This is a genomic window from Pseudomonas sp. Z18(2022) (assembly GCF_036346535.1).
GTDB lineage: Bacteria > Pseudomonadota > Gammaproteobacteria > Pseudomonadales > Pseudomonadaceae > Aquipseudomonas > Aquipseudomonas yamanorum_A.
This window is the reverse complement of the sequence record NZ_JAOTOA010000011.1, coordinates 156,765-182,247: the sequence shown is the minus strand read 5'-3', so window position 1 is coordinate 182,247 and position 25,483 is coordinate 156,765. Positions and strand designations below refer to the sequence as shown.

Annotated in this window: 20 protein-coding genes; 4 read left to right on the top strand and 16 right to left on the bottom strand. The window is 61.8% G+C overall.

The window, feature by feature from the left end; genetic code table 11:
* Window positions 1–70: 70 nt before the first annotated feature.
* The 8 genes from eprS to V3W39_RS21310 all read right to left on the bottom strand — a co-directional run bounded on the left by eprS (window position 71) and on the right by V3W39_RS21310 (window position 12,662).
* A complete protein-coding gene (gene eprS, locus V3W39_RS21345) occupies window positions 71–3,028 on the bottom strand; it encodes an autotransporter serine peptidase EprS (protein ID WP_330213301.1) in 2,958 nt (985 codons plus the stop codon).
* Between the two features lie 304 nt (window positions 3,029–3,332).
* Window positions 3,333–4,670: a TolC family outer membrane protein gene (locus tag V3W39_RS21340; protein WP_177045231.1), complete on the bottom strand. Its 1,338-nt coding sequence runs from the start codon at window positions 4,668–4,670 to the stop codon at window positions 3,333–3,335.
* A 2-nt stretch (window positions 4,671–4,672) separates the two neighbouring features.
* Entirely contained in the window at window positions 4,673–6,007 is a 1,335-nt protein-coding gene (locus tag V3W39_RS21335) for an HlyD family type I secretion periplasmic adaptor subunit (RefSeq protein ID WP_177115283.1), read from the bottom strand.
* Window positions 6,008–6,104: 97 nt separating this feature from the next.
* Entirely contained in the window at window positions 6,105–7,829 is a 1,725-nt protein-coding gene (locus V3W39_RS21330; RefSeq protein WP_330213300.1) for a type I secretion system permease/ATPase, read from the bottom strand.
* Window positions 7,830–7,933: 104 nt separating this feature from the next.
* Window positions 7,934–8,302, bottom strand: a complete 369-nt coding sequence (locus tag V3W39_RS21325) for a protease inhibitor Inh/omp19 family protein (protein ID WP_177045236.1) — start codon at window positions 8,300–8,302, stop codon at window positions 7,934–7,936.
* Window positions 8,303–8,376: 74 nt separating this feature from the next.
* On the bottom strand, window positions 8,377–9,825 hold the full coding sequence (locus V3W39_RS21320) for a serralysin family metalloprotease (RefSeq protein WP_177045238.1): 1,449 nt from the start codon (window positions 9,823–9,825) through the stop codon (window positions 8,377–8,379).
* A 362-nt stretch (window positions 9,826–10,187) separates the two neighbouring features.
* A complete protein-coding gene (locus V3W39_RS21315; protein ID WP_330213299.1) occupies window positions 10,188–11,288 on the bottom strand; it encodes a DmpA family aminopeptidase in 1,101 nt (366 codons plus the stop codon).
* 9 nt (window positions 11,289–11,297) lie between these two features.
* Complete coding sequence (locus V3W39_RS21310) at window positions 11,298–12,662, bottom strand: APC family permease (protein WP_330213298.1); 1,365 nt, start codon at window positions 12,660–12,662, stop codon at window positions 11,298–11,300.
* Between the two features lie 196 nt (window positions 12,663–12,858).
* Here V3W39_RS21310 and V3W39_RS21305 point away from each other — a divergent pair, with 196 nt between their 5' ends.
* Window positions 12,859–13,653: a helix-turn-helix transcriptional regulator gene (locus V3W39_RS21305; protein ID WP_371321491.1), complete on the top strand. Its 795-nt coding sequence runs from the start codon at window positions 12,859–12,861 to the stop codon at window positions 13,651–13,653.
* 99 nt (window positions 13,654–13,752) lie between these two features.
* On the opposite strand, the gene V3W39_RS21300 is transcribed toward V3W39_RS21305, so the two are convergent.
* From V3W39_RS21300 to V3W39_RS21280, 5 genes are all read right to left on the bottom strand, one after another.
* Complete coding sequence (locus V3W39_RS21300) at window positions 13,753–14,211, bottom strand: REP-associated tyrosine transposase (protein ID WP_177045244.1); 459 nt, start codon at window positions 14,209–14,211, stop codon at window positions 13,753–13,755.
* 90 nt (window positions 14,212–14,301) lie between these two features.
* Window positions 14,302–15,381, bottom strand: coding sequence for a polyamine ABC transporter substrate-binding protein (locus V3W39_RS21295; RefSeq protein WP_010169417.1), 1,080 nt, complete (start codon window positions 15,379–15,381; stop codon window positions 14,302–14,304).
* A gap of 60 nt (window positions 15,382–15,441) precedes the next feature.
* A complete protein-coding gene (locus V3W39_RS21290) occupies window positions 15,442–15,783 on the bottom strand; it encodes a cupin domain-containing protein (protein WP_330213297.1) in 342 nt (113 codons plus the stop codon).
* Window positions 15,784–15,810: 27 nt separating this feature from the next.
* Window positions 15,811–17,217 (bottom strand): NAD(P)/FAD-dependent oxidoreductase, encoded by a 1,407-nt coding sequence (locus V3W39_RS21285; RefSeq protein WP_177045248.1) that lies wholly within the window; start codon window positions 17,215–17,217, stop codon window positions 15,811–15,813.
* Window positions 17,218–17,266: 49 nt separating this feature from the next.
* Window positions 17,267–18,082, bottom strand: a complete 816-nt coding sequence (locus V3W39_RS21280; protein WP_177045250.1) for a helix-turn-helix transcriptional regulator — start codon at window positions 18,080–18,082, stop codon at window positions 17,267–17,269.
* 260 nt (window positions 18,083–18,342) lie between these two features.
* Here V3W39_RS21280 and V3W39_RS21275 point away from each other — a divergent pair, with 260 nt between their 5' ends.
* A complete protein-coding gene (locus V3W39_RS21275; RefSeq protein ID WP_177045253.1) occupies window positions 18,343–18,615 on the top strand; it encodes a DUF1652 domain-containing protein in 273 nt (90 codons plus the stop codon).
* A 147-nt stretch (window positions 18,616–18,762) separates the two neighbouring features.
* Here V3W39_RS21275 and V3W39_RS21270 read toward each other — a convergent pair whose 3' ends face one another.
* Window positions 18,763–21,231: a UvrD-helicase domain-containing protein gene (locus V3W39_RS21270; protein WP_330213296.1), complete on the bottom strand. Its 2,469-nt coding sequence runs from the start codon at window positions 21,229–21,231 to the stop codon at window positions 18,763–18,765.
* A 218-nt stretch (window positions 21,232–21,449) separates the two neighbouring features.
* Between V3W39_RS21270 and V3W39_RS21265 the strand changes: the two genes are divergently transcribed.
* Together V3W39_RS21265 and V3W39_RS21260 are read left to right on the top strand one after the other, a co-directional pair.
* Window positions 21,450–21,590 (top strand): hypothetical protein, encoded by a 141-nt coding sequence (locus V3W39_RS21265; protein WP_330213320.1) that lies wholly within the window; start codon window positions 21,450–21,452, stop codon window positions 21,588–21,590.
* Window positions 21,533–22,144: a pirin family protein gene (locus V3W39_RS21260; RefSeq protein WP_330213317.1), complete on the top strand. Its 612-nt coding sequence runs from the start codon at window positions 21,533–21,535 to the stop codon at window positions 22,142–22,144. The genes V3W39_RS21265 and V3W39_RS21260 overlap by 58 nt, the downstream gene beginning before the upstream one ends.
* Window positions 22,145–22,295: 151 nt before the next feature.
* On the opposite strand, the gene pgm is transcribed toward V3W39_RS21260, so the two are convergent.
* Both pgm and V3W39_RS21250 read right to left on the bottom strand, forming a co-directional pair.
* Window positions 22,296–23,942 (bottom strand): phosphoglucomutase (alpha-D-glucose-1,6-bisphosphate-dependent), encoded by a 1,647-nt coding sequence (gene pgm / locus V3W39_RS21255; protein WP_259195751.1) that lies wholly within the window; start codon window positions 23,940–23,942, stop codon window positions 22,296–22,298.
* 106 nt (window positions 23,943–24,048) lie between these two features.
* On the bottom strand, window positions 24,049–25,455 hold the full coding sequence (locus V3W39_RS21250; protein ID WP_330213295.1) for an aminotransferase-like domain-containing protein: 1,407 nt from the start codon (window positions 25,453–25,455) through the stop codon (window positions 24,049–24,051).
* Window positions 25,456–25,483 lie beyond the last annotated feature (28 nt).

The window sequence follows — 25,483 nt, the reverse complement described above, 5'->3', positions numbered from 1 at the left end:
GATGACTCGGGCTGCGGTGCCTTCACGTTTTTCGCGAGCAAGCTCGCTCCTGCATGAAGAGGCGCAGCGTTTAGAACTGCCAGTTCAGGCTCAACCCCACGCCCTGGATTTTTTCCCGTCCAGCCAATTGGCCGGTGTAGTCGAGGTTGACCCGTGTGCTTTTGCTCAACGCCAGGCTCGCCTGCACGCCCACCAATGCCGCATCGCGCATCAGCGGCGAGCTTTGCACCGCAAACGACGGCCCACCGGCGACAAACGCCAGGTGCTCTTCGGACTCGACGGCACTCAAGCTGTGCTGCCAGCCCAACGAACCGGAAACGTCCAGTTGCTGCCGGTCATTGAGGGCCAAGGTTTTTGAAGCCCGCAGGCCCAGGGTGCTCAGCACCGCGTCGCGGCTGTCACTGCCACGCGCCAGGGCGGCGGCGTCGCCTTTCTCGTGAAAGCGTTCGTTGTCCAGATGCACGTAAGCCAGGTTGGCGAACGGCTCCAGCGCTACCGCTGGCAGGTTCAAGCGGTAGGCCGCTTCGGTAAATACCTGGGCACTGCGTGCATCCAGCTTGGCCTTCTGCTTGCCGCTGACCTCGCCGTACTGCAAGTCACGTTTCACGTCGCCGCGATGCCAGCTGTAGGCGCCGCCGACGCTCAAGCGCCAGTTACCCAGCTCATGCCCGGCATAGGCGCCGAGGTGGTAGCTGTCGATGGACGCCGAGGAGTGAGTGCCACTGCCCATGTTCAGCGAGCTGTCGCTGTAACCGGCCACCAGCCCGGCGCGGGTCTGCTCGTCCAGGGCGCCGTCGACACCGGCCAGCATGCCGCCCAGGGAGCTGGTGTAGCCCGCGGTTTCGCTGCGGCTGTCGGTCTTGCCCCAGCTGCCGAGCGCCTTGACCCACACGTTGCTTTCACCGGCCACCGGCGTATGGCGCAGGCGGTCGCCCACGGCGTCACGCACTTGGCGGCTGTCATTGATCAACATCGTGCCAATGGCCGGGTAGATTTCCCCGGACAGTTGCCGCAAGCCCTGTTGCGCTGTGGCCAGTGAGTCCGCGCGCAGGATGCTTTCATACACCGGGTTGCCGGCGCCCAGTTGCTCGGCAGCCGCCGCCACCGAACGCTGGTTACGGGTGGCGCCGACACTGGCAAAACTCGCGTCACTGCGGGCAATGGCCAGTTGCACTCCGTTGGCGGCATAGTCCAGCGTGCCGCCCAGGAACAGGTAGTTGGGCAACACAGCACCGAACTGTCCCTGGATTCCGCCCGCCGCCTGCAGGATGGTGTACTGGCGCCCCACCAGGCTCTCGGCCTGCTGCTGGCTGAGCAGGGTCGGACTGTTTTCCAGGGCCAGGGTCACGGTGCCGCCGCCGAGGGTAGCCTTGCCGGTGGCGATGATCTGGTCGCTGCTGGTGGGGGTGAGTTCGACTGCGTAGGTGGAGCCGGCGGCGAGGTTCACATCCCCGGCCACCTGCAGGGTGCCCACGGAATTGCCCGGCGCCACGGTGCCGCCGTTATTCACCTGCAAGGCCGCGATGCGACCGGAGCCGCCCAAGGTGCCGCTGTCATTGACCGTCACGGCAGAGGTCAGTGAACCGTTCACCGCCAAACGGCCGCCGTTCACGGTGGTCGGGCCACGGTAGGTGTTATCACCCGTCAGGATCAGGCTGCCCGCGCCGGACTTGATCAGGCTGCCTTCGTAGATACGCTGGGCCGCTGCCGCCGCCCGGGCTGTACCGACGGCGTAGTCGGTCTGGTCCTGCTGACTCGCACCCGCCCCCACGCCGTTTTCCCAGCCCTTGTCGCGCAGGGTTTGCTGCCAGGCCAGGGTTTCCACACTGTCTTCGGCCTGACGCTGGATCAGCGCCTTGTCGGAGATCGCGTTACTCCACACATCGCCCTGCCCGGCCGCCAGCGTGACCGTCATGGGGCCCAGCAATTGCCCAGGCCCATGCATCGCCCGGCCCAGGTCCGGCACGCCCCAGCCGACCTGGGTGGTGGGTGCGTCAGTGACCGCGCCATTAAGCTGGGTGGCCGTGGTCAAAAACACCTGCAAGGCCTGTTCGTTGTTCAGGTACGGGTAGCGTTCCATCACCAGCGCCAGTGCACCGGTGGCATGGGGTGCCGACATGGACGTGCCGGATTTCACCCCGTAGCCGCCCTCGGGAATGGTGCTGTTGATCAACGCTCCCGGCGTGGAAATGCACCAGTACTTGGCGATGCCGCACTGGTTGTATTTCTGGTTATTCGCCTTGTCCAGGCCCGACACCGCCAGCCAGTGACCTTCCAGTTCCGGCTGGAAATACGGCAAGGCCGAACGCACGCTGGCGTTGGCATAGCCGCTGTTGCCGGCGCTGAACACGTTGATCACCCCGGCCCTGGCCACATCGGCGGCGGCGTCGAGCCAGGTGTTCTGGTTGTAATGCTGGGCATAGGCCGCGTGCAGGTCGCCCAGGGTCTGGTAGCTGACATCCTTGGGCTGGCTGCCCCAGCTGTTGTTGATCGCGCGCACGCCGGAATCCACCAGGGCGCTGTACACCGCCTGGAAGTACTTGGGGTCCGGTGTGGGGCCAAACAGGAAGCTGTCGTTGGCGTTGGTGTTGCCGACGTAGATCTGCGCGTTGTACGCCACGCCGTGCATGCCCACGCCATCCCGGGCCGCGCCCATGGTGCCGGTCACATGGGTGCCGTGGGAGTCGTTGTTGGGGTTGAGGGCGCCGGTGGTGTTGAACGGGCTGCCATCGACGTAGGTACCGCTGGCGGTAACCGCGTGATAACGGTCCTTTGAGGCTTCGGGATGATTGGGGTCAAAACCCGAGTCCAGCGCACCGATCTTCACGCCACTGCCGGTGATGCCGGCCGCGTAGGCCTCATTGGCTTTCATCCGGTCCAGGCCCCAGTCGCTCTGGAACTCGGCCGAACGCCAACTGGCGGGATCGCCCGGTTTGCCGGTTTCGAGGTACTGCCCGTGGGCCGCCACGGACAGCAGCAGCAAGGAGCCTGCGGTGAAGGGTTTGAAGCGAGGTGAATCGGTGATCATGAAGAGTCCTTTTTCTTATTGTTGAAGTACCTGTGGTGAGCGCGTCCTGTGAGAAGGGAGCTTGTTGTGGTGGGGGCGGCTTGCAGTGGCGAGGGAGCTTGCTGTGGCGAGGGAGCTTGCTCCCGCTGGAGTGCGCAGCGCTCCCAAAGATTCTGGGGCCGCTACGCAGCCCAGCGGGAGCAAGCTCCCTCGCCACAGCAAGCTCCCCACCATTGCAAGCTTCCCCACCACTGCAAGCTCCGCCACCACAACAAACTTCCCCACCACAGAAGCCCCCTTGCACCAGGCAATACTCATCCAGGCATCAGCGGCTCATAGGCCCGAACGCCTCATCCACCTTGGCCAGGTCGGTATCGCGCAAATTGCCCGCGTAGTAATGCAACTTGGTCCAGGCCATCAGGTAGTCGTAGCGCGCCTGGGCCAGGTCGCGACGGGTGCTGTACAGCTGCTGCTCAGCGTTCAGCGCATCAAGGTTGACCCGCTCGCCGCCGAGGATGCTTTGCTTGGTCGACACCACCAGCGCTTCGGCCGAGGTCAGTGCCTTTTGGTAGGCGCGCAACTTGCTGACGCCCGACAGGCAAGCACTGAACTGGCGCCGCAGTTCGATCAGGGTTTCACGGGTCTTGCCTTCCAGCTCGTACTCGGCCTGCTCCATGGCGCGGCTGGCCTGGCGGGTGGAGGCCGAGACGCCGCCACCGGCATACAACGGCATGCTGACTTCGATGCCGATGGTGTTGGTGTCGTAGCGCTGGTTGTAGGTGTTGCCGCTGTCGGACTCCTGCTGCCGCGAACTGGCATAGGCCGTGACCCGCGGCAGGTGCCCCGAACGGTTGCGCTCCACTTCATAACGCGCCACTTCCACGGACTGGCGTTGCGAGGCCAGGTTGGGGTTGTTGGTCAGCGCGAGTTCGTGCCAGGTGTCGTAGTTGGCCGGGGTCAGGGTGAAGGCGGCAAACCCCGGGTTCAGCGGCGCCAGGTCGGTGATGTTGACGCTCTGCACGCCAATCAGCGCCCCCAGTTCCCGCAGCGAAGCGTCTTGCTCATCCAGCGCCTGGATTTCCTCGGCGGTGGCCAACTCGTAACGGGACTCGGCTTCCAGGATGTCGGTGCGTGTGCCTTCGCCCTGCTGGAACAAATGCTGGTTCTGCTGGAACTGCTGCTCGTAGGCCTTCTTCTTGGCGCGGGCAATATCGATCTGGTCCTGGGCGAACAGCGCCTGGGTGTAATAGGTCAGCACCCGCACCAGCAGCGCCTGGCTCTTGTCGCGAAAACTCTCGTCGGCAAACAGCGCCTGGGCCACGCCCTTGCGGTAGTTGGCATAGGCTTCGTAGTCGAACAGCGGCTGTTGCAGGGTGAAGGTGGAGCCGTAGCTGTTGTAGTTGCGATCGTCGTGATAATTGCCGCCGCGCCCGTCGGGCAAGGTGGCCTGGGAGTTGTTGCGGCCCTTGTTGTAGTTGTACGACAGCTTGGGCAGCAGGCCGGCGCGGCCGATGGTGCGGTTCTCCAGGCCGGCGTCGCGTTCCTTGATGGCGCCAAGGAACACCGGGTCGTTGCGCAGGGCTTGCTCGTAGACATCGAACGGCCCCATGGCCGCCTGGGCGCTGCCGCAGGTGAGTAACAAGGCGATGAACATCGGCTTCATGTTCATTCCTCAGTCAACGCCGAGCCGGCGCGGTCCAGCAGCGGCTTGAACAGGTAGTTGAGCAAGGAGCGCTCGCCGGTGCGGATGAACATCTCGGCGGGCATCCCCGGCTTGATCACCAGGCCATGGAGTTTTTCCAGGGCGCTGCTGCCGACCGTGGTGCGCAGCACGTAGTAAGGCATGCCGGTTTTTTCGTCGAGCATCTGGTCGGCGGAGATCAGGCTCACCTCCCCCGGCACCCGCGGCGTGCGGCTTTGGTTGAAGGCAGTGAACAGAATGTCCACCGGCAAGTGAGTGCCGACTTTGTCCACCAGGTGCACCGGCAAGCGCCCTTCCACTTCCAGCCGGGTGTCCTGGGGCACGATTTCCAGCAGGGTTTCACCGGCACGCACCACGGCGCCCTCGGTGTGCACGCTCAGGTTGACCGCGATGCCATCGGCCGGGGCGTTGATCTCGCTGTGCTGCAAGTCGAAACCGGCGGAGGTCAGTTGCTGTTCCAGGGTCAGGCTGCGCAGTTGCGCGTCGGCCAGCTGGCTGCGGACTTCCTTCTGGTACTCCTCGCTGTGCTGCTGCAGCTTGAGGCGCGATTCGAGGATCCCCTGCTCCACCCGCCCACTTTCGCCGGTGTTCTGCGCCAGGTCCTGTTGCACCTGGGACAGTTGCCGCTGGTATTCCATCAAGCGGTTGCGCGGGATGTAGCCGTTGTCGGCCAGGGGTTGCAGGTTGTTCAGTTGGTCGCGCAGGGATTGGGCCTGGGCGGTCAGGTCGCTGCGGGCGCGGCGCATGCCGTTGAGTTGGGCGGTGGCGCCTTCGATACTCGCGCGAATCCCGGCCTGTTCCCGGGAAAAGGCTTCGCGGCGGCTGCTGAACAGTTGGCGCTGGCCTTCCAGCACCAAGGCCAGGGCTGGATCCGGGTTGCCACTGAGCTGCGCAGGAAAGGTGATGATCGACTGGTTATCACGCTCGCTCTGCCACCGCGCCACGCTGGCCCAGGCCATGCGGTACTGGGCTTGCAGGGAGTGCACGTCGGCCTGGTTTTGCGTCTGGTCGAGCTGGAACAGTGGCTGGCCTTGCTTCACCGCTTCGCCTTCACGCACCAGGATCCGGCTGACCACGCCGGGGCTCAGGGTTTGCACGGCCTTGCGTTTGCCCGAGACCACCACCGTGCCTTGCACCGGAATCCCCTGGTCCAGCGGCGCCAGGCTGGCCCACAGGAAAAAACCGCCGGCGCCGATCACTGTCAGCAGCCAGCCCATGCGGGCAAAGAAACGTGCGTCGTGCTCGGGGTGAGTCTGTTCGTAATCGCGGTTGATTTGAATGCTGCTGTCGCTGCTCATGCGCCTGATCCTTGCGGCTTGATGAAAAACTGTAGGAGCGAGCTTGCTCGCGAAAAGCCCGAGGGCGCCGCGTTGATTCAGGCTGCCCACGTCATCGTTAACGACCTTCGCGAGCAAGCTCGCTCCTACCGCTGGGCTGTTCTCGCTGGCCGGACAGCGCCCGCAGCACGTCCTGGCTGGGGCCGAAGGCCTGCATGCGGCCTTCGTTTAGCACCAGCAGCTTGTCAGCCTGGGCCAACGCCGAGGAGCGGTGAGTCACCAGCACCACCGTGCTGCCCTGGGCTTTCATCTGCATGATCGCGCTGGCCAGGGCGGCTTCGCCCACGGTGTCGAGGTTGGAGTTGGGCTCATCCAGCACGATCAGGCGCGGGCCGCCGTACAGGGCGCGGGCCAGGGCCACCCGCTGTTTCTGGCCACCGGACAGGCCGCTGCCCTCGTCACCGAGCACGGTGTCGTAGCCATGGGGCAAACGCAGGATCAGTTCGTGCACGCCGGCTTGCTGGGCGGCCTGCACTACTAACTGCGGGTCGGCTTCGCGAAAGCGTGCGATGTTGTCGGCGATGCTGCCGCTGAACAGTTCGATGTCCTGAGGCAGATAGCCGATATGCGGGCCGAGGTCGTCGCGGTCCCAGCGATGGATATCCGCGCCATCCAGGCGCACGGTGCCGGCCAGGGTTGGCCATACGCCCACCAGTACGCGGGCCAGGGTTGATTTGCCGGAGCCAGACGCGCCCAACACACCGAGGACTTCGCCGGCAGCCAGGTTGAAGCTGACCTGATGCAAGGTCGGCACACGCCGCCCGGGCGGGCCGGCGCTCACCTGCTCGAAACTCACATTGCCCTTGGGCGCCGGCAAGGCCATCTGCTCGCCCTGGGGCGGGAACTCGCGCATCAGGTTATCGAGGCGCTGGTAGGCCAGCTTGGCCGAGCTCCATTGCTTCCACACGGCAATCAACTGATCGATGGGACTCAACACCCGGCCCATCAGGATGGAACCTGCGATCATCATCCCGGCCGTCATGTCGCCCTTGATCACCAGCAACGCCCCCAGGCCCAGCACCAACGATTGCAGGCACAGGCGCAGGGATTTACTCAGGGAACTGATGATCGAGCCGGTGTCGCTGGCCTTGTTTTGCAAGCCGAGAAACTGCGAATGCACCTTGAACCAGCGCTTGCGCAACGCCCCCAGCATGCCCATGGCCTGGATGGTCTCGGCGTTGTGCAGGTGGCTGGTGGCCAATTGCGTGGATTGCTGGGAATACCCGCTGGCTTCACCCAGAGGTTTTTTGGTCAGGTATTCGTTGAGGCACGCCAGCCCGATCAGCAGCACCGCGCCTGCGCTGGCCAACACCCCGAGCCACACGTTGAACAGGAAGATCACAAACAGATAGATCGGAAACCACGGCGCATCGAAAAACGCGAACAGCGCAGGCCCTGTAATGAACTGGCGGATATGGGTCAAATCCCCCAGGGATTGCCCGCCGTGGCCTTCACCCCGTTGCAGGTTGCGTTCGAAAGCGGCCTTGTACACCCGCAGGTTGAAGCGTCGTTCCAGTTGGCTGCCGATGCGGATCACGATAAAGCTGCGGATCACTTCCAGCACGCCGATAAACGCAAAGAAGCCCACCACCATCAGCGTCAACATCACCAGGGTGGTTTCGTTCTGTGAAGACAGCACGCGGTCGTAGACTTGCAACATATAAATCGACGGCACCAGCATCAGTACGTTAATCAATGCCGTGAAACAGCCAATACTGATCAGAATGCTTTTGTAATCGCCAAGTGCTTTAAATAGTGGTGCAACGGGAGTGGTCTTCGCCATGTTGCCTGATCTTCCCTGAGCCTGATGACGCGCAATAGTTTGCCCAGCGCCCCAATAAGGCGCGAGCAAACATTAAAATCGGGTTATAGCGTTATAACGAACTCTTAGGGTGCGCGTTGTAATAACAACACGGCGCCGGATTTGGAACGGCCCTCATATTCGCCTTCTTTTTGGCGATTCAAGTGAGTAATGCCCGTGCCCTCGGCATTCATCAACCAAATACCATCGGGAGTCGGCGTCCAACTAACGGGGGCTTCTCCCAGCCATTGCCCGGCGCACGCGACATCGCCGCCCAATGCATTGGCCTGTTCAATCAAATCCAGCGCGCATACCTGTTCCTGCTGGTGCAGCGCCCAATGCCCGGCCAGTTGCGCGGACGTAGGTAAAACCAGACTGCTTGCCATTGCTGAGGCTCCTGCCGACATAAGCAATACCTGGAAACACCAGGCCACTGTAGTGCGAAATAACGTCATCACCATCGCCCGTTCAATGGGTGGATGCAAGGGCAGAGGGCAGCGCGTGTGCGCCGCCCTCCTTTACACGTGTATCAAGCCACGATGTCGCTGACGGCTGCCTGGCCAACGGTGGTGACGAGGAAATCCGCCACGCCGTGCCCGGAGAAGTCCACGGCCAGGGTGCCCAGGTTGGTACCCGAGGCGTAGGACAACACCGCATCGCCGGCATGCCCGGTAAATGCATTGACGAAGGTCAGGCCTGCACCTTTGGTGATGCCGCTAAGGTCAATCTTGTCCGAACCCGAGGTGAAGTCGAAGATCTTGTCGGATGCGCCTGGCTTGGAGTCCGAGCTGGCACCGAACACGAAGGTGTCCGAGCCTGCGCCGCCCCACAGCTGGTCTGCACCGCCGCCGCCGTAGATGATGTCGTTGCCGGCACCGCCTTTGAGGACGTTGGCTGCAGCGTTACCGATCAGCAGGTCGTTGCCCGAGCCACCGATGGCGTTCTCCACGGTCACACCCTGGGCGATGGAAACGTTGCCCACCAGGCCGCCAACGTCGGAGAACGAGCCTGCATTGAGGTTGATCTTCTGGTTCTGGGTAAAACCGGAGAAGTCCAGGGTGTCGTTGCCGCCACCGTCCCACACCGAGAACACCAGCTTGTCGGCCGATGAAGTGGCGCTGAGGAAATCACGCCCGGTGTTGGAGTTGAAGCCGTAGGTGGTGTCGCCGGCGCGGGTGTTGTAGTTGGCGCCGTAGAGCTTCTGGATTGCGGCAATGTCGTCGATCAGCGGGCCGGACGAGTAAGCCTCTACCCCGCCTTTGCTGAAGTTCTGGTTGGTGTTGCTCTCGCTCCAGTAACTCATGACGCTGTAGCCACGCGTGTCCTGTCCATAGTCCGCGTCTTTGTACGAAGGGTTGCCGGTCCCGGCGTTGTAGTCGCCAGGGTGGTCCAGGCCCAGGGTGTGGCCGATTTCGTGGGTCAGGGTCTGCCGGCCATAGTTGTTCAGGTCCGGGGTTTTGTTCGGCGTGTAGCTGCTGTTGGTCAGGTACCAGGAAGTGCCATCAAGGCCGCTTTCGTTGTACTTGGCGTTGGTGCCCGGCAGGTAGGCAAAGGCTGCTGCGCCATCCTGGCCGCCGCTGTAGTTGCCGAAGGTCATGTGGAAGTCACCGCCCGAGGCTTTCTCGGTGAAGGTCACGTTGGCCACATCGGCCCAGGATTGCATGGCCAGTACGGCCTGTGCTTTCTGCTGGGTGTTGAACTGGCTGAACCCGGTGATCCCATGCTTGTTCATGGTCGCGTTCGAGGCCGAAGTCAGGAAGGTGTAGGTGAGGTCGATCTTGCCGTTGCCATCCACGTCCCGGTACGCGGCGTTCTCACGCAGCAGGTGGTCAGCAGCCTGGTCAACGGTGAACGAAGGTTTGCCATTGACCGTGAGGTTGCCGCCGCGGTCATATTGATGGCTAAAGCTATCGATTTGCGTATAGGCAGTACTTGCTTGAGCCGCCGACACAATAGCTTTGTCTTTTACTTTTGACATAAACGTACTTCCTTGTTTGCAAGTGGAACAGTTTTTGTCCGATAGAACCCACTCTGGCGAGTAAGTCCTATCACTCGCCCCTTTTGAAGGCGAAAGAAAACTGACACAACTTGAAATCATTCGTCCAGCGCTATTTTTGCCGGGCAAAACATGGCGCAGTGAACAATTCCTGCAAACGCTGGCTAGTAGCGGCTTATAAAAAGACCACTATTTAAATATTAAATATTGCTAAAGCGGTTTTATATGAATGGATCCAAAGTATTGACTGGGGTGCACTAAGAAAGTGTCACCGTGTCATAGTTAGTATTAATTGGCCACTATCTAAGTCTTGTCCCGTATTACCGGGACAAGACTTAAAGTATTTATTGGCCCTTCCACCCTGTTTGGCGCAATGCCTGCAAGAGTGCCTGCGAGTCCAGCGCCGGCACCCGCACACCGTGGTCGGTGGTCATCTCTTCACCGGCCACGATGGCATTGATGATCGCTTCTTCTACCGCCTCTGCCGCCGCACTGAACAACGGCGAAATGTGGTCGTTATTGACCATTTGCAGCGGCGTACTGAACGGCACGCCCTTGCGCCCATAGTCGGCCACCGGCAAATCCTGGTTGCCGGTGGCGAACGCCAGGAACAGGTCCCCGCTGGAATCCTCGGTGCCGCCGCCCGTGCGCGCAATACCGATGGAGGCCCGCTGCGCCAGGCGCTGGCACTGGTGCGGCAGCAACGGTGCATCGGTAGCGATGATCACCACGATGGAGCCCATACCGGGGGTGCCGCGATCGGCGAACGGTGACGGGATGTCCATCAGCTTGCGCCCTACCGGATAACCATCCACCCGCAATTCCTGGCGCTTGCCATGGTTGGCCTGCACCAGCACGCCCACGGTCCAGCCGCCCTGCTCCGCCGGAAGCCGCCGCGACGCCGTACCGATGCCGCCCTTGAACTCATGGCAGATCATCCCGGTACCACCGCCCACGGCGCCCTCCGCCACCGGCCCGGATTCAGCGTTGGCCAGCGCCTCACGCACATGGCCCGGGCCGACGTGCTGGCCCCAGATGTCGTTGAGCAAGCCGTCGTAAGTCTCCATCACCACCGGCATGCACCAGTACACCGCCGGGTCGGCCAGGCTTTCGCGCTCCAGGGCGATCAGGGTGTCGCGCACAATGCCGATGCTGTGGGTGTTGGTGATGGCCAGCGGCGTGGTCAGCAACCCCGATTCGCTGATCCATTCCAGGCCGGTCGCATCGCCATTGCCATTGAGCACGTGGTAGCCGGCAAAACACGGCTGATACCGCGCGGCACCGGCCCGCGGCTGGATCGCCGTCACGCCGGTACGCACCTGCTTGCCGTCGATGCGGGTCTTGATGGTGCTATGGCCGACCCGAACCCCAGGAACGTCGGTGATGGCATTCAACTCACCGGGCGTGCCCAGTCCCAACGTGATGCCCAATTGCCGTGCGCGCATAACCACTCCTTACAATTTCTGAAACGCCGGACTCAACCGGCCACTGATGCAATACAGGATCACCGACAGCGCCAACAGGCCGATGATAATCATGATGTCGCGACCCGAGGCGGCAATCGCCAGGGTCACCAACAGGTAGCCAGCGCCCAGTACCGCCAGTAACGCCGGCACCGGCCACAACGGCATGCGATACGGGTGCTCACGGTCACGCAGCAATACCCGGCTCATCAACGCACTCAGCGCGACGATCAGGTACACCAGCATGATCAGCAGCACGCTGAAGGACGTGAGGTCCGCCAGGTTGGAGCTGAAGCTGAGCAGCGCCGACGGGATCGCCAGGAACAGCGTAGCCAGCCACGGTGAATCCCAGCGCGGATGAATCCGCGTGAACAGTTTGTTGATGGTCGGCGTCCACAGCGCATCGCGGCCGCTGCTGAACACCACCCGGCCAATCTGGATCACGATGGCGACGATGGCGTTGAACACCGACAGGAAGATCCCGGCACTCACCAGCCGTGACAGGGTTTCATTGCCGTGACTGGTCAGCAGATAGCCGATGGGATCGGGGCTGCTGATCATCGCACTGAGGGATGGCGCGCCGATCAGCAGCGCGGTGATGGGCACCAGCTCGATCACCACCACCAGGCCAAGGGACCACAGCACCGCCTTGTGCACGCCCTTGCCGCCGCACTTCATGTCTTCCGCCAGCAGCACCGCCGGGCCGTAGCCATTGAACGAGAACAGGCCGATGCCCACCGCACCGATTACCAGCGCCCAGGGTGCCAGATGCAGCACGCCGTTTTCGACGATCTGCGGCTGCAACAGCACGCTGACCGGCTGCACCGGGTTGCCGAAGCCGATAAACACGATCACCAGCAACGCCGCCACTTCCAGCAGCAGGCAGGTGCCGGTGATCCAGGCATTCAGCTTGATATTCAGGATGCCCAGGGCGTAACTGCACACCACGATGACCAGGGCCACGGTCTGTGAATCGAATTTTGTGCCCAGGGCGTTATTCAGGTACGTCGCTGCCCCGGTGGCCAACACCGGCGGGATAAACAGCAACATCACCAATACCGTGAGAAACGTCGCGTAGCCGGCCATGCCGCCGAACACCCGCTTGGCATACACGTACTCGCCGCCGGCGCTGTTGTGGGCGCGGCCGAGTTCGGCGTAGCAAAAGGCGAACATCAGCGCGAGCAGCGCGGCCATCACAAACGCCAGGAACACCCCGCTGCCGGCCTGCTGGATGGCAAACGGCGCAATCACGAAAACGGAACTGGCCGGGGTCACCGCCGAGACGGTGATGGCCACTACATCGAACACGCTCAAGGTGGGTTTCAGCACGCCGTCGGGCGTGGAAGGAGCACTCATATCGTTATCCTCTTGATTGTTCTTGGTTTGAGGCAGAAACGAAAAGGCAAAGCGACGCAGGGTATGTTCCCCGCTGACTGACGGCCAACTTAAACGCTGCGCACAGAGCGGCCAATTCCCCTATTGGAGTACTCCCCTTGACGTCGCCGGGCAAAAGTCGAACCCTTGCGGCCTAATCCTTTGCGTGGAGCTGCACATGAGCCTGTTCAGGGAAGTCGGCATGCACGCGGGGCTGGGCCGTACCGTCGCGCAGATCGGCACCGAACGCTTCTGGAAGCAACTGGTGCTGTTGCTGCACCAGTGCGTGCCTTTCGATAATGCCCTGGCGATCTTCTACCCCGCCGATGGCCCGCCCCAGGCGCTGGAGGAATACGACGCGCAACCGAGCAGTAAGCCGGCGTCGATGCTGGTTTATCTCAATGGCCTGTACTTGCTCGATCCGTTTTTCCAGGCGTGCCGCGAAGGCTATGCCAGCGGCGTGTACCGGCTTGAAGAAGTGGCGCCGGACCATTTTCGCCAGAGTGAGTACTTCCTCAATTACTTCCACGACAACGTGCTGGAGGACGAAGTGCAGTTCATCCTGCAACTGCCCGGCGCGGGGACGTTGTCGCTGTCGTTGGGCATGCAGCGGTTGTTTAGCGGTGAGGAAACCGGGCTGATGACGACGTTGGCGGCCTGGGTGCTGCCGTTGATGCAACAGCATTGGCAGCAAAGCACCCAGCGGGTGGCGGCGCCTGCGCAAATGGCCAGCCAGATTCGCGATGCGCTGAGCCATTTCGGGAGTGGGGTGTTGTCGGAGCGGGAACTGGAGATTGCGCGGTTGGTGCTGCGCGGGTTTTCTTCGAAAGCCATGGCCGAGCGGCTGAGTATTTCACCGGATACGGTCAAGGTTCATCGTCGGCACCTGTATGCCAAGCTGGATATCTCGTCGCAGCCGGAGCTGTTTTCGTTGTTTATCCAGTCGTTGGGGCATGACTTGGAGAACCCTTAGGTTCGGCGGTGGGGCTACGCAGCCTCGCTTGGGCTCGACAGCTGCTACGCGGGGTGAGCCGTAGCAGCTGTCGAGCTTTAGCGAGGCTGCGTGAGGCCCTCAAAGCCACCAAACATCCCAAAGCGGATAATCATGCACGCGCCTCACCAACCCCGCGCGAATCGGATTAAACACCACATAACGGGCGAAATCCTTCAGATCCTCCTCACGCCGCACACCTCTATCGTGATAGCCCTTCTGCCAGAGTCGGCCACGACGCCCAAGCGCACGATTGACCGTCAAACTGCTGCGCGATTTTATTCGGCACATCAACTCGGCCAACGACTTGTCGTGCAGTTGAACCAACCAGTGAAAATGATCCGGCATCACCACAAACGCGAGTGAATTCGCCCACTGATCTTCATGTGCCTGCCGAAACTCTTTGACGAGCAGCCGCCCGACTTGCCAATCGCTGAAGATCGGCAAGCGCTGGTCGACCACGGCCGTCAGCAGGTACACACCGCCAATCTCTGAGGCCCTTCCAATCCGCAAACGTCCAGACTTGTTTGATACAGGCATTCCTTGCCTCCGAATCAACATTAGGAGGCAAGGAATTTAGAGGGCGCAGGGCTTAAAGGCAGCCATTGATGATCGTCGAAATGTTGCCAATCAGCGGCCAGTACGAATGGTATTCCACACCCGCGTACGAATCCGGTCGATGTTCAGCGGCATCGCTTCCAGCGCAAACAGCTTGCCCATCATTTCCGGGCTTGGGTACACCTTGGTGTCGCTCTTGATCGCCGGGTCCACCAGGCTGTCTGCCGCCGCGTTGCCGTTGGCGTAGTGCACGTAGTTGGTGATGCTGGCCATCACTTCCGGGCGCAGCAGGTAGTTCATGAACGCATAACCGGCCTTCTCATCCGGTGCGTCGGCGGGCATGGCGACCATGTCGAACCAGATGGCGGCGCCTTCCTTGGGAATGTTGTAGCCGATGTTCACGCCGTTCTTGGCTTCCTTGGCACGGCTTTCGGCCTGGAGGATGTCGCCGGAGAAGCCGACGGCCACGCAGATGTCGCCGTTGGCCAGGTCGGCGGTATATTTCGAGGAGTGGAAGTACGCCACGTACGGCCGCACTTTCATCAGCAGGTCCTCGGCCTTTTTGTAGTCTTCAGCCTTCTTGCTGTGGTGCGGCAGCCCCAGGTAGTTGAGCGCCGCCGGCAGCAGTTCCGGGCCGTTGTCGAGGATCGCCACGCCACATTTCTGCAGCTTTTGCATGTTTTCGGGCTTGAAGATCAGGTCCCAGGAATCCACCGGGGCGTTGTCGCCCAGCACGGCCTTGACCTTGTCGATGTTGTAGCCGATGCCGGTGCTGCCCCACAGGTACGGGAAGCCATGGGCGTTGCCCGGGTCGTTGTTTTCCAGGGCCTTGAGCAGCACCGGGTTGAGGTTCTTCCAGTTGGGCAGCTGGCTCTTGTCGAGTTTCTTCAGCGCCCCGCCCTGGATCTGCCGGGCCATGAAGTGGTTGGAGGGAAACACCACGTCGTAGCCGGATTTACCGGTCATCAACTTGCCGTCGAGGGTTTCGTTGCTGTCGTACACGTCGTAGGTGAAGCCGATGCCGGTTTCTTTCTGGAAATTCTTGGTGGTGTCGGGGGCAATGTAGTCCGACCAGTTGTAGATCTTCACCGTCTCGGCGGCTTGGCTGAGGGTGGCGACAAATACCAGCGGCAACAGGGCAATGGGTCTCATGGTTCGATTTCCTGGCGGTTTTAGGGCTGTTTTTATGGCAGGCGATCAAAGATCAAAGAATCAGAGGATCAATACATAGGTCTTGCGCACGGTTTCCTGGATGTCCCAGATACCGGTGCTGTTGGCCGGCAACATCAGTGCGTCGCCGGCTTCTATGTGGAGCATTTCCCCGTTGTCGGGGGTGAAGGTGCAGCGTCCCTGGATAAAGTGGCAAAACTCCTGGGCTAAGATCTGCCGGCGCCAGCGCCCGGGCGTGCACTCCCAGATGCCGGTTTCCACGCCGTCACTGCGCTCCACGCTCAGGGTCGAGGCCACCGCCACCGGTGTGCCCAACGGCACGGCGACGGGCGAGGAATCCGGCAAATGGGCGCTGAGTGTGTCTTTGAACTGGGTAATGCTCATGTTCATACCTGTGGTGATTGAAACGACTTAGTGCATGAAACCTTCCATGAACCCGGCGACGCCGCTGGCCAGCTTGCGCCGCCACGGCGCGGTGTTGGGGTTGGCCAGCACCTGGTCTTCGTGGACAAAGCTGCGAATGATCGCGTTGTAGCCCAGCCAGCGGCAGGGTTCCGGTTCCCAGGCCTTGAGCCCGTCCAGCCGGCCCGGCTGGATGACCCACGGCTGCTGGACCAGGGGCGTATCCAGCCCCAGGATCAAGTCCGCCAAGGTGCGGCCGCCCAGATTGCTGGCCCCTACGCCCTCGCCGCCGTAACCACCGGCCAGCGCAATGCCTGCCGCGTGATCGCAAAGCATGTGTGGTTTGAAGCGTCGGGACATGCCCAGGTTGCCGCCCCACGCGTGGGTGATTCGGACTTTTTTAAGCTGCGGAAATAGCTCGCCGAACAGGTAGCGACGCAGTTCGATTTCGCCCTCGGTGAGCTCGAAGTTGTGCCGCAACTTGCCGGCAAACTGATAACCGCCACGGGCACCGAACACCAGGCGGTTGTCTGCCGAGCGCTGGCCGTAGGTGACCTGGCGGCTGCTTTCACCGAAGGCCTGGCCCCGGCTCAAGCCAATCTCATCCCAGGTACTGGCCGGCAAAGGCTCGGTGGCGACAATCAGGCTCTGCACCGGCAGCTGATAGCGCCCCAGAGGCGCCAATGTCGTGGCATACCCCTCCACCGCCGGCACCACCCAGGAGGCGCGCACCGAGGCTTTTGCCGTGCGCAAGCTGCCGGACTGCCAGTGGGTAACGGGGCTGTTTTCGTAGATCCTGACGCCCATCTGCTCCACCACACGGGCCAGGCCGCGCACCAGCTTGGCCGGGTGAATCGTGGCGACGTGGGGCGCATAGATGCCGCCGTAGGGCTTGGCGATGCGGATTTGTTCGGCCAGTTGCTGCGGGCCGAGCCAACGGTAATCGTCCTCGGTCAGGCCCTGGCTGTGGAGTTTGGCCAGGTACGCCCGCAGGGTGGTTTCCTGTTCGGGATAACGCGCGGCGCAATACAGCACGCCGCCCTTGCGGTAGTCGCAGTCGATGCCTTCACGCTCGATCACCTGGGCCACTTCATCGGGAATCGCGTGCAGCAGGTCGAACGAGGCCCGGCGCTGCTCCGGGGACAAGCCGGCCAGCAGCCGGTCTTCCCCCAGCAGGTTGCCCATCAGCCAGCCGCCGTTACGCCCCGAGGCGCCGAACCCGGCGGTTTGCGCCTCGATGATGGCGATCTTCAGCTCGGGAGACTGGCGCTTCAGGTAATACGCAGTCCACAGCCCGGTGTAGCCGGCGCCGATAATGGCCACGTTGACGTCCAGGTCCTGCTCCAGGGACGGTCGCGCCACCAGCGGCTCGTCCAGCTGGTCCATCCATAAACTGATATTGCGCCATGCAGGCATGCCAAGCTCCACCACCACACTTCGATGGCAGTGATCCTAGAGCCTGGCCTCAGGGGCTGTCTTGCGCGCGTGCACGCAGGGAAATTTGTTTGACGTAGGCCTTGGGCGACTGGCCGGTGTGCTGGCGGAAACAGCTATAGAACGCTGACGTTGAATTGAAACCGGCAGCAAACGCCAGTTCGTCAATGCGGATCGGCGGCGTGGCCTTGTCCAGTGCCGCCAGCAGGTGCTGGAGACGCGCCTGGTTGACGTAGCGATAGAAACTTTGGCCCAGCACCTGGTTCAACAGGTAGGAAATCTGGTTGCGGCTGTACCCGCACTCCTTCGCCACTCGCTGCAAATCCAGCTCGGGGTCCAGGTACGGTTGCTGGCGCTGGAAATACTGCTGCAAGTCATTGGCCATGTAGCTCAATTGCTGGGGCGACAGACCCAGGCGGCTGACCGTCGGGCGTGTGGTCTCGCTGCGGCTGGAGGACTGCTCGTGCACCAAAGACGCGTATTCGTTGACCCGCCAGATCAGGCCGTCGCGCACGGTGATGGCTTCGCTGGTACGAAACGACACCAGGCCCTGGCCACCGCGCAAGGTGATGCGGTACTGGATGAACGCCGTATCGCCGTCGGCGCGGATGCGGTCGGTGTGCTCGATCGCTTCATCCGCACCACGGGGCATGCTGGCTTGCAGGTACTCACGCAGTTCGCCTGCCCCTACGACCCGGTTCTGGAAGAAATCGTGGTACTGGATGTCCGGGTGGTAGTACGACATCACGCCGTCCAGGTCCCGGTGTTTCCAGCACAAATGATGGCGCAGCACCAGCTCGCCGGTGGCTTGGGTCTGCAGTGAATCATCCGGGACGAAGTCGGGCATGGGGCGCTCAAAGGCTGGTGGAACCAGCGAGCTTGCCGAACTTTCCAGGCGGCTTCAATGGCCAATTGACAGTTCTGACTAATGGCCTTTCGCCCACTAATGCGTAGGACATGACCCACATCAACTTTCTTGAAAACAACCGCCGAACGGGACAAAAAAACTCCCCTGCCGGATGCGAACGAATGCTATTTTTAGAGCTCAAGACGGCCATGACCAGTGACGGTGATGGCGCCCCTGCAGCGAGCTAAAGGAAGCGCTCAATGAACAAGGTGGGCAACATGAATAAAGTGACGTTCCCCAACGCCTGCCAGCTGATGCGCTGGCATTTTCATCCCATGGGCTTTGAGGCGAGCATGGACGCTCCCGGCAGTATGATCGCCCGCCTGTTCGACCGCGCCAGCGGAGAAACCCTGATCGCGATTGCCGGCATTCCCTGCGCCACCGTCATGAACGCTGCCGACGTGGAGCGGATCATCGAAGCCGTGGAGGATGAGCTGGAGTCGTTTGTGCTGCCGTTGTCGTTGCGGGCTTAACCTGGCGGCGCGAGTACCCTGTGGCGAGGGAGCTTGCTCCCGCTGGACCGGGCTGGCGCTCCAGTGCGAAGCGCTCCCAGGATTTTGGGGCCGCTTCGCAGCCCAGCGGGAGCAAGCTCCCTCGCCACAGCAGTTTGATGTCACTGCTTATGATTTCTGGGTGCGCTGATCATCAAAAAACGCTTTGTCCCCGGCCACCCGGTCCGACGCCTTTGGCACATTCACCCCTTGGCCATCCTGGCTTTCGACATACCAATAGCAATGGCTCACCGCCCGGGTAATCCCCACATAGGCCAGCCGCAGCACTTCGTCTTTTTGCGCGCTGTCGTAAGGCTCGGTGTCGCCGTCCTTGCCCAGGCCCGCCATGCGGTACACCTGGTTTTTGTAAGGCGAACTGGTCAAGTGCTGGCAATCTCCCAGCAGGAATACCGCATCCGCTTGCAGGCCCTTGGCACTGTGATAGGTCAGTTGCTTGAGCCGGCGGGCGTCATACGGCAAGCTAGAATCCACATTAACAACAGACTGAATATGCTCTTGTATCAATAGCTTATCGCTGCTTTTTCGATACAGCATTAATATTGAGTCGCCCTTTTGGTAGTGCGCCAGCAGTTGCTGGCCCAACGCCGCGTCGTCACGATCACGCACCGTGACAGGCACCAATGCTTTCGGGGTTCCACTCGCCTTGGCTTTCTTGCCGCTGATGGCCGGGGCAGCACGCACGATGTGTTCGGCCGCGTCGATAACGTGCTGGTGGCTGCGGTAGTTCTCGCCCAGCATCACCCGCGTGGTCGCCGGTGACGGGAATTCCTTGTTGAACTCCATGAAGTACTTGGGCGAACTGCCCCGCCAGCCATAAATCGACTGCCAGTCATCCCCCACGCACAACAGCGAAGAACGCTGGGCGCCACGGCCCACATGCATGGCCGGCCCGCGACTGCGGATCTCCCGCAGGCTGGCGCGGATCCACGAGACGATCTGCGGGGATACGTCCTGGAACTCGTCGATCATCAGGTGCGACATCGGCCGCAGCAGCGGGTCGCTGAGCAGCTTGAGGTTTTCCGGGGTGTTTTCACCAAACAGCGAGAACATTCGGTTATAGGTCATGACCGGTGGTGACTGGTCCAGCAGATGGTCTTCCAGGGCCTTCCAGAAGATGCTCAGGGCTTCGAAGTAAAAACGGTCCGGGTCGTCCTTGGCAAAGCTCATCTTGCCGACGGCGGTGGGCACGTCCAGCCCGAGGTTTTCGATAAACCCGGCGGCGGCGACAAAGCTGTCCAGCAGCGGCGCTGAACCCAGTTCGCCCTTGACCTTGTAATCGAAGCCCGGGCCCGCTGTGGCATCGCCCGCCAAACTGCTCAGAAGTCTCTTGGATGATTCGTAACTCTCAAACCATATCAACGGCTTACGGCAGAAAGCTTGAAACAGAGTGCGCTTGACGGCCCACTCTGCGCGTACCGAGAGCTTCGAACCGGGACGGCTGACCTGGGCGTTTTCCCGCGGGTCGAAACCCAGCACTACCCAGGCATCCAGCTCGGCAATGTAACCATGGCAGTGAAACTGTGCGCCGTTTATGTCGAAGGTCTGGCGATTGGGCTCGATGCCCTTGATCGGCCAGGCGCCGGCGCGAAACCACAGGTCTTCGATCACATCGCAGAGTTCTTCATCGCGCTTGGCCGCCAGTTCGGTCACCGCCACGCGCTTCTGCACGTCCGGATGGTCCCGTTCCAGTTCCTTGAGTTGCAGGGCATGCCGCGCCAACGGGGCAATCAGCTCGCGAAAGCGCGCGTGGCGGCCATGCAACTGGTGATAGCAGGCATTGAGCTGCTGGCGCTGGGCCTCGTTGATCCGCAGTTCAAAGGGGTTGCTGTCGGCTTCATCAAAGCCCGCTTCGGTGCGGGCATTGAGGTTCTCAAAAGCTTGCAGCCGCTCAAGGCCCGGTAGGCTGCGAACCATCGGCAGAATGCGCGAGTGAAAGGTGCGCACCACCGCTTGCGCGTCTTTCATACCAAGGGGTTGGCCCCACAAGGCGAGAATTTCCATGAGCTTGTTGATGAAGTCCTTGCGCGACTCGCGGGTGAAAGTCACCACGGTCATCGAGCTCAGCTCAAAGCCCAGGTAATGGGTCAGCAGCAGGATACGCAGCACCAGCGAGGTCGATTTACCCGCGCCGGCGCCCGCGATTACTGAGGTGGACGGCGTATCACTGAAGATCATCTTCCATTGGGCCACGCTCGGCTGGGCGTGGGCCGGCAGCAGGCGTGCCACATCGGCCTTGATGCGTTTCTTCAATTCGGCGGTCAATGGCAGGCGCCAGTCGTCGAACAGGTCGTCGTCGACACCCGGCGCAGTGTGTTCATCCGGCCGAAAGTCGCGAATCAGCAGGACCTGACGGCCCTCTTCGATGCCGTCCGCCTTGCCTTCCTGATAACCGTACTCCACGCCTGCCGTATGGCCGCTGCGAAAGCCGTCGGCCTGGCCATGCAGCCAGGAGAATCGATGCTGGGCGCGCAGGCGCGTAAGGCCGTGGCCGAATAATCGGGCGGCCAGCCGTTTCAACAGGGGCATTTCGGCCAGTGGCCGCAGTTCGGGAGGCAGATCGGGGGTGTGTTGCGGCACGCGGACTCCTGCGATGCTTTAACTCGGACAAGAGCCCTATGTTCGCCGCAAATGCCCCTCAGTTCCAGCCAATTGCTTTGGGCTCATGCAGTTAGGCGATGAAGTGAAGATAAGCTCTGAGCATCGGCATCGAAGCATTCGATAGGAATCCTGCATTTTTTACGCTTTTTATCGATCTGGCGCTGATGGATCATGGCCCCCATCCACAGGAGACGATCATGCTCGAACTTCGACCTTTCAACACCCTGGGCGGCGCCAACCATGGTTGGCTGGACGCTCACCACCACTTTTCCTTCGCCGAATACCACGACCCCAAGCGTATGCACTGGGCAACCTGCGGGTCTGGAACGATGACCTGATTGCACCCGGCACCGGCTTTCCACAGCACCCGCACCGGGACATGGAAATCATCACTTACGTGCGTGAAGGCGCCATCAGCCACGCCGACAACCTCGGCAACAAGGGCCGTACCGAGGCTGGCGACGTGCAGGTGATGAGCGCAGGCACCGGGATCGCCCACAGCGAATACAACCTGGAAGCCACGCCGACCAAGATTTTCCAGATATGGATCATTCCCAACGAGGCCGGTTTACCGCCGTCGTGGGGCGCCAAGCCGTTTCCGAAGGGTGACCGCGAGGGTTTTGTGACCTTGGCCAGTGGCAAGGCCGGAGACAGCGAAAGCCTGCGAATTCGTGCTGATGCACGCTTGGTGGCGGCGAACTTGAAAGCCGGTGAAAGTGCCGAGTATCGGCTGGACAGCGGGCGGCGAGCGTATCTGGTGCCTGCCACCGGGGTGATTGAAGTCAACGGCTTGCGTGCACAGGCTCGAGACGGTGTGGCGGTTGAAGATGAGCCGGTGCTGCGGGTGACGGCGGTTGAAGACAGCGAGATCGTGTTGGTCGACCTGGCTTGACTGAATTTAAATGTGGCGAGGGAGCTTGCTCCCGCTGGAGCGCGTAGCGCTCCCAAGATTTTGGGGCCGCTTCGCAGCCCAGCGGGAGCAAGCTCCCTCGCCACACAAGCTCCCTGCCACAGGTTAATCAGTCACAGGTGCAATTGGGGTGTCAGTTAGACGAGATCGCCCCGTCCACCAACACCTGCGCCTCTTCCACCAGTTGCTTGAGGTGATCCTCACCAATGAAGCTCTCGGCGTAGATCTTGTAGATGTCCTCGGTGCCCGATGGCCGTGCGGCAAACCAGCCGTTTTCGGTCATGACTTTCAGCCCGCCAATCGCCTGGTCGTTACCCGGCGCATGGCTGAGGATCTGCTGGATGCTTTCCCCCGCCAATTGCTTGGACGTTACCTGGTCCGGCGACAGCTTGCCCAGCAAGGCTTTCTGCGCCGGGGTGGCCTTGGCGTCGACGCGGATTGCGAAGGGTTCACCCAGCGCGTCAGTCAGCCCACGGTAGATCTGGCTCGGGTCCTGGCCTTTGCGCGAGGTCATCTCTGCCGCCAGCAATGCCGGGATCAGGCCGTCCTTGTCGGTGCTCCAGACGCTGCCGTCCTTGCGCAGGAACGAGGCCCCGGCGCTTTCTTCGCCGCCAAAACCCAGGGAGCCATCGAACAGGCCATCGGCAAACCACTTGAAGCCCACCGGCACTTCGTACAGGCGGCGGCCAATGCGCTTGGCGACGCGATCGATCAAACCGCTGCTGACCACGGTCTTGCCCACGGCCGCATCCGCACGCCACTCAGGACGGTTCTGGAACAGGTAGTCGATGGACACCGCGAGGTAGTTGTTCGGCGCCAGCAAGCCACCGGACGGTGTCACGATGCCGTGGCGGTCGTGGTCCGGGTCGCAGGCAAAGGCCACGTCGTAACGGTCCTTGAGGCCGATCAAGCCTTGCATGGCGTAGCTGGAGGACGGGTCCATGCGGATCTGGCCGTCCCAGTCGACGCTCATGAAGCGGAAGGTCGAATCGACTTCGGTGTTCACCACGTCGAGGTTCAGGCGGTGATGCTCGGCGATGGCCGACCAGTAACGCACCCCTGCTCCACCCAGTGGATCAACGCCCAGGCGCAGGCCAGCGCTGCGGATCGCATCGAAGTCGATGACGTTGACCAGGTCGGCCACGTAGGTGTTGAGGTAGTCGTGGCGATGGGTGGTGTCGGCCTTCAGCGCCTGGGCGTGGGTGATGCGCTTGACCCCGGCCAGCTTGTTGCCCAGCAGTTCGTTGGCCTTTGCTTCGATCCACTTGGTGATGTGGGTATCGGCCGGGCCGCCGTTGGGCGGGTTGTATTTGTAGCCGCCGCTTTGTGGCGGGTTATGGGACGGCGTGATCACGATGCCGTCGGCCAGGCCGCTGGTGCGGCCGCGGTTGTAGCAAATAATGGCGTGGGAAATCGCCGGTGTCGGGGTGTACTCATCGCCTTCGGCGAGCATCACGTGCACGCCATTGGCGGCCAGCACTTCCAGGGCGCTGGCGCCGGCTGGCGTGGACAACGCGTGGGTGTCCAGGCCGACGAACAACGGGCCGTCGATGCCCTGGGCTTCACGGTAAAGGCAAATCGCCTGGCTGATGGCAAGCACGTGCCATTCATTGAAGCTCAGGTCGAACGAGCTGCCCCGGTGCCCGGAGGTACCAAAGGCGACGCGTTGGGTGGAGATCGCTGCATCAGGCTGGCCGGTGTAATAGGCCGTTACCAGTCGCGGGATGTCTACCAGCAGTTGAGCTGGTGCCGGCTTGCCCGCAAAAGGACTGAGAGTCATGCATAAACCTCTGAAAGAGAAGGATTCGGAAAAAGAGTGCAGTTTACTGGGAGTTGGACTGCTCCGCGACGTTATAAATCCTACAACAATCAGCGAAATTTCATTCTTATTCGGTCTGCGCCTGCTTCAATGCCATAGCCAGGTCACCCAGGGCATTCCCCAGGTTATGCACCCCGTCGAAGGTATGGCTAAGCCGCAGATGCTGGCAGTGCAGACCGCTGATGCTGAATAACTCCCCCGGCGCGATCACCACCTGCCGGCCCAGCAGCCGCTGAAACACCTGGCGCATGTCCACCGCCGCCCGCGAGCGCAACCAGAAGGTCGCGCCAGCCGCCGGCATCCGGTAGGTCACCTGATCCCCCAGGTGCTCATCCAGGCGCAGGCTCATCAGCCGGGCCTGCTCCTTGAGTTGCGGTCGCAAGTCCCGCAGGTGCTGGTCGATCCGCCCGCTTTGATAAAGCCGCGCAATCGCCCGCTGGCGGATAGGCGACAGGCAGAATGCGCGCAGCAGGAACTGGCGTTGCAACTCACTGCTGAGATGACTCGACAGCAAGTAGCCAAAGGGCGCCTCCGGGCCGAGCATTTTCTCGAAGGTGGAAAACACCATCAGCCGCTCGGGGTTGGCCAGGTCTCGCAGTGGGCTGATCGGCTGCTCGAACCCCAGTTCGCCATAGCTGTCATTTTCTAACAGCCAACAACCATGCCGGTTCAGTAACCCCACCAACTGCATGCGGTCAGGGTTGGGCAGCGCGATCCCTGACGGCAGGCTCACGCCCGACGACAACAGCGCCAATTGCACCGGCTCGTGGATCAGCAGTTGCTCGAGCAGCGTCAGGTCCAGGCCGCCCTGCGCCGTAAAAGGCAGTTCGATGATCCTTACGCCCGCCCCCTGCAACAGCCGCAGAATCAGCCAATCACAGGGTGACTCGACGATGACGGCGGCGCCTTTGAGCCCGAGCACCTCAATCAGGATTTCGAGCACCCCGCGCAGATCGGCTCCGATATACACCTCGTCCGCCTGCCAGCAGCGCGTCGGCGACGAGGTGTAGCGGGCCGCGAGGGCCGCGCGCAGTTCCCAGACGCCACACGGCTGCGACCAGGGCTGCAAATGGCGCGGGTAGTGACGCAACAGTTCACGCTCCAGCAGCAACAGTGCCCCGTCCAGAGACGCCCCCAGTGCCGGTTCATCGGCGCTGAGCACCAGCATGCCCGGGCGGCGCGCACTGGCGTAGAGACGCTCCAGCAGGTCGCCACCGTTGCTGCCTGGCGGTTTATTCAACACCGGCCAGGCGTAATAGCCCGACTTGGCCACCGAATACACCCGGCCTTCCTTCTCCAGCAGCGAATACGCGTATTGAATGGTCGAGATCGACACATTCAGGCGCACCGACAGCTGGCGCAATGAGGGCAATTTCACCCGGGCCTCGGCGCCGACCTCGCTGATGAGGTTGATCATGTAGCGATAGACCGCCTGGTAGGCGAACTCGGTTTGCCGGTCGTCCTTGAGGCTCATCGCGCTTCGCCCGCCGTTACACTCGGCG

Excerpts from the sequence above, each read along its gene's own strand:
- eprS (WP_330213301.1), bottom strand. The coding sequence starts at position 3,028 with ATGATCACCGATTCACCTCGCTTCAAACCCTTCACCGCAGGCTCCTTG.
- V3W39_RS21265 (WP_330213320.1), top strand. The coding sequence starts at position 21,450 with ATGCTCGAACTTCGACCTTTCAACACCCTGGGCGGCGCCAACCATGGT.
- V3W39_RS21275 (WP_177045253.1), top strand. The coding sequence starts at position 18,343 with ATGAACAAGGTGGGCAACATGAATAAAGTGACGTTCCCCAACGCCTGC.
- V3W39_RS21325 (WP_177045236.1), bottom strand. The coding sequence starts at position 8,302 with ATGACGTTATTTCGCACTACAGTGGCCTGGTGTTTCCAGGTATTGCTT.
- V3W39_RS21295 (WP_010169417.1), bottom strand. The coding sequence starts at position 15,381 with ATGAGACCCATTGCCCTGTTGCCGCTGGTATTTGTCGCCACCCTCAGC.
- V3W39_RS21300 (WP_177045244.1), bottom strand. The coding sequence starts at position 14,211 with ATGCCTGTATCAAACAAGTCTGGACGTTTGCGGATTGGAAGGGCCTCA.
- V3W39_RS21335 (WP_177115283.1), bottom strand. The coding sequence starts at position 6,007 with ATGAGCAGCGACAGCAGCATTCAAATCAACCGCGATTACGAACAGACT.
- V3W39_RS21280 (WP_177045250.1), bottom strand. The coding sequence starts at position 18,082 with ATGCCCGACTTCGTCCCGGATGATTCACTGCAGACCCAAGCCACCGGC.
- pgm (WP_259195751.1), bottom strand. The coding sequence starts at position 23,942 with ATGACTCTCAGTCCTTTTGCGGGCAAGCCGGCACCAGCTCAACTGCTG.
- V3W39_RS21285 (WP_177045248.1), bottom strand. The coding sequence starts at position 17,217 with ATGCCTGCATGGCGCAATATCAGTTTATGGATGGACCAGCTGGACGAG.
- V3W39_RS21290 (WP_330213297.1), bottom strand. The coding sequence starts at position 15,783 with ATGAGCATTACCCAGTTCAAAGACACACTCAGCGCCCATTTGCCGGAT.
- V3W39_RS21310 (WP_330213298.1), bottom strand. The coding sequence starts at position 12,662 with ATGAGTGCTCCTTCCACGCCCGACGGCGTGCTGAAACCCACCTTGAGC.
- V3W39_RS21320 (WP_177045238.1), bottom strand. The coding sequence starts at position 9,825 with ATGTCAAAAGTAAAAGACAAAGCTATTGTGTCGGCGGCTCAAGCAAGT.
- V3W39_RS21330 (WP_330213300.1), bottom strand. The coding sequence starts at position 7,829 with ATGGCGAAGACCACTCCCGTTGCACCACTATTTAAAGCACTTGGCGAT.
- V3W39_RS21315 (WP_330213299.1), bottom strand. The coding sequence starts at position 11,288 with ATGCGCGCACGGCAATTGGGCATCACGTTGGGACTGGGCACGCCCGGT.
- V3W39_RS21340 (WP_177045231.1), bottom strand. The coding sequence starts at position 4,670 with ATGAAGCCGATGTTCATCGCCTTGTTACTCACCTGCGGCAGCGCCCAG.
- V3W39_RS21250 (WP_330213295.1), bottom strand. The coding sequence starts at position 25,455 with ATGAGCCTCAAGGACGACCGGCAAACCGAGTTCGCCTACCAGGCGGTC.
- V3W39_RS21305 (WP_371321491.1), top strand. The coding sequence starts at position 12,859 with ATGAGCCTGTTCAGGGAAGTCGGCATGCACGCGGGGCTGGGCCGTACC.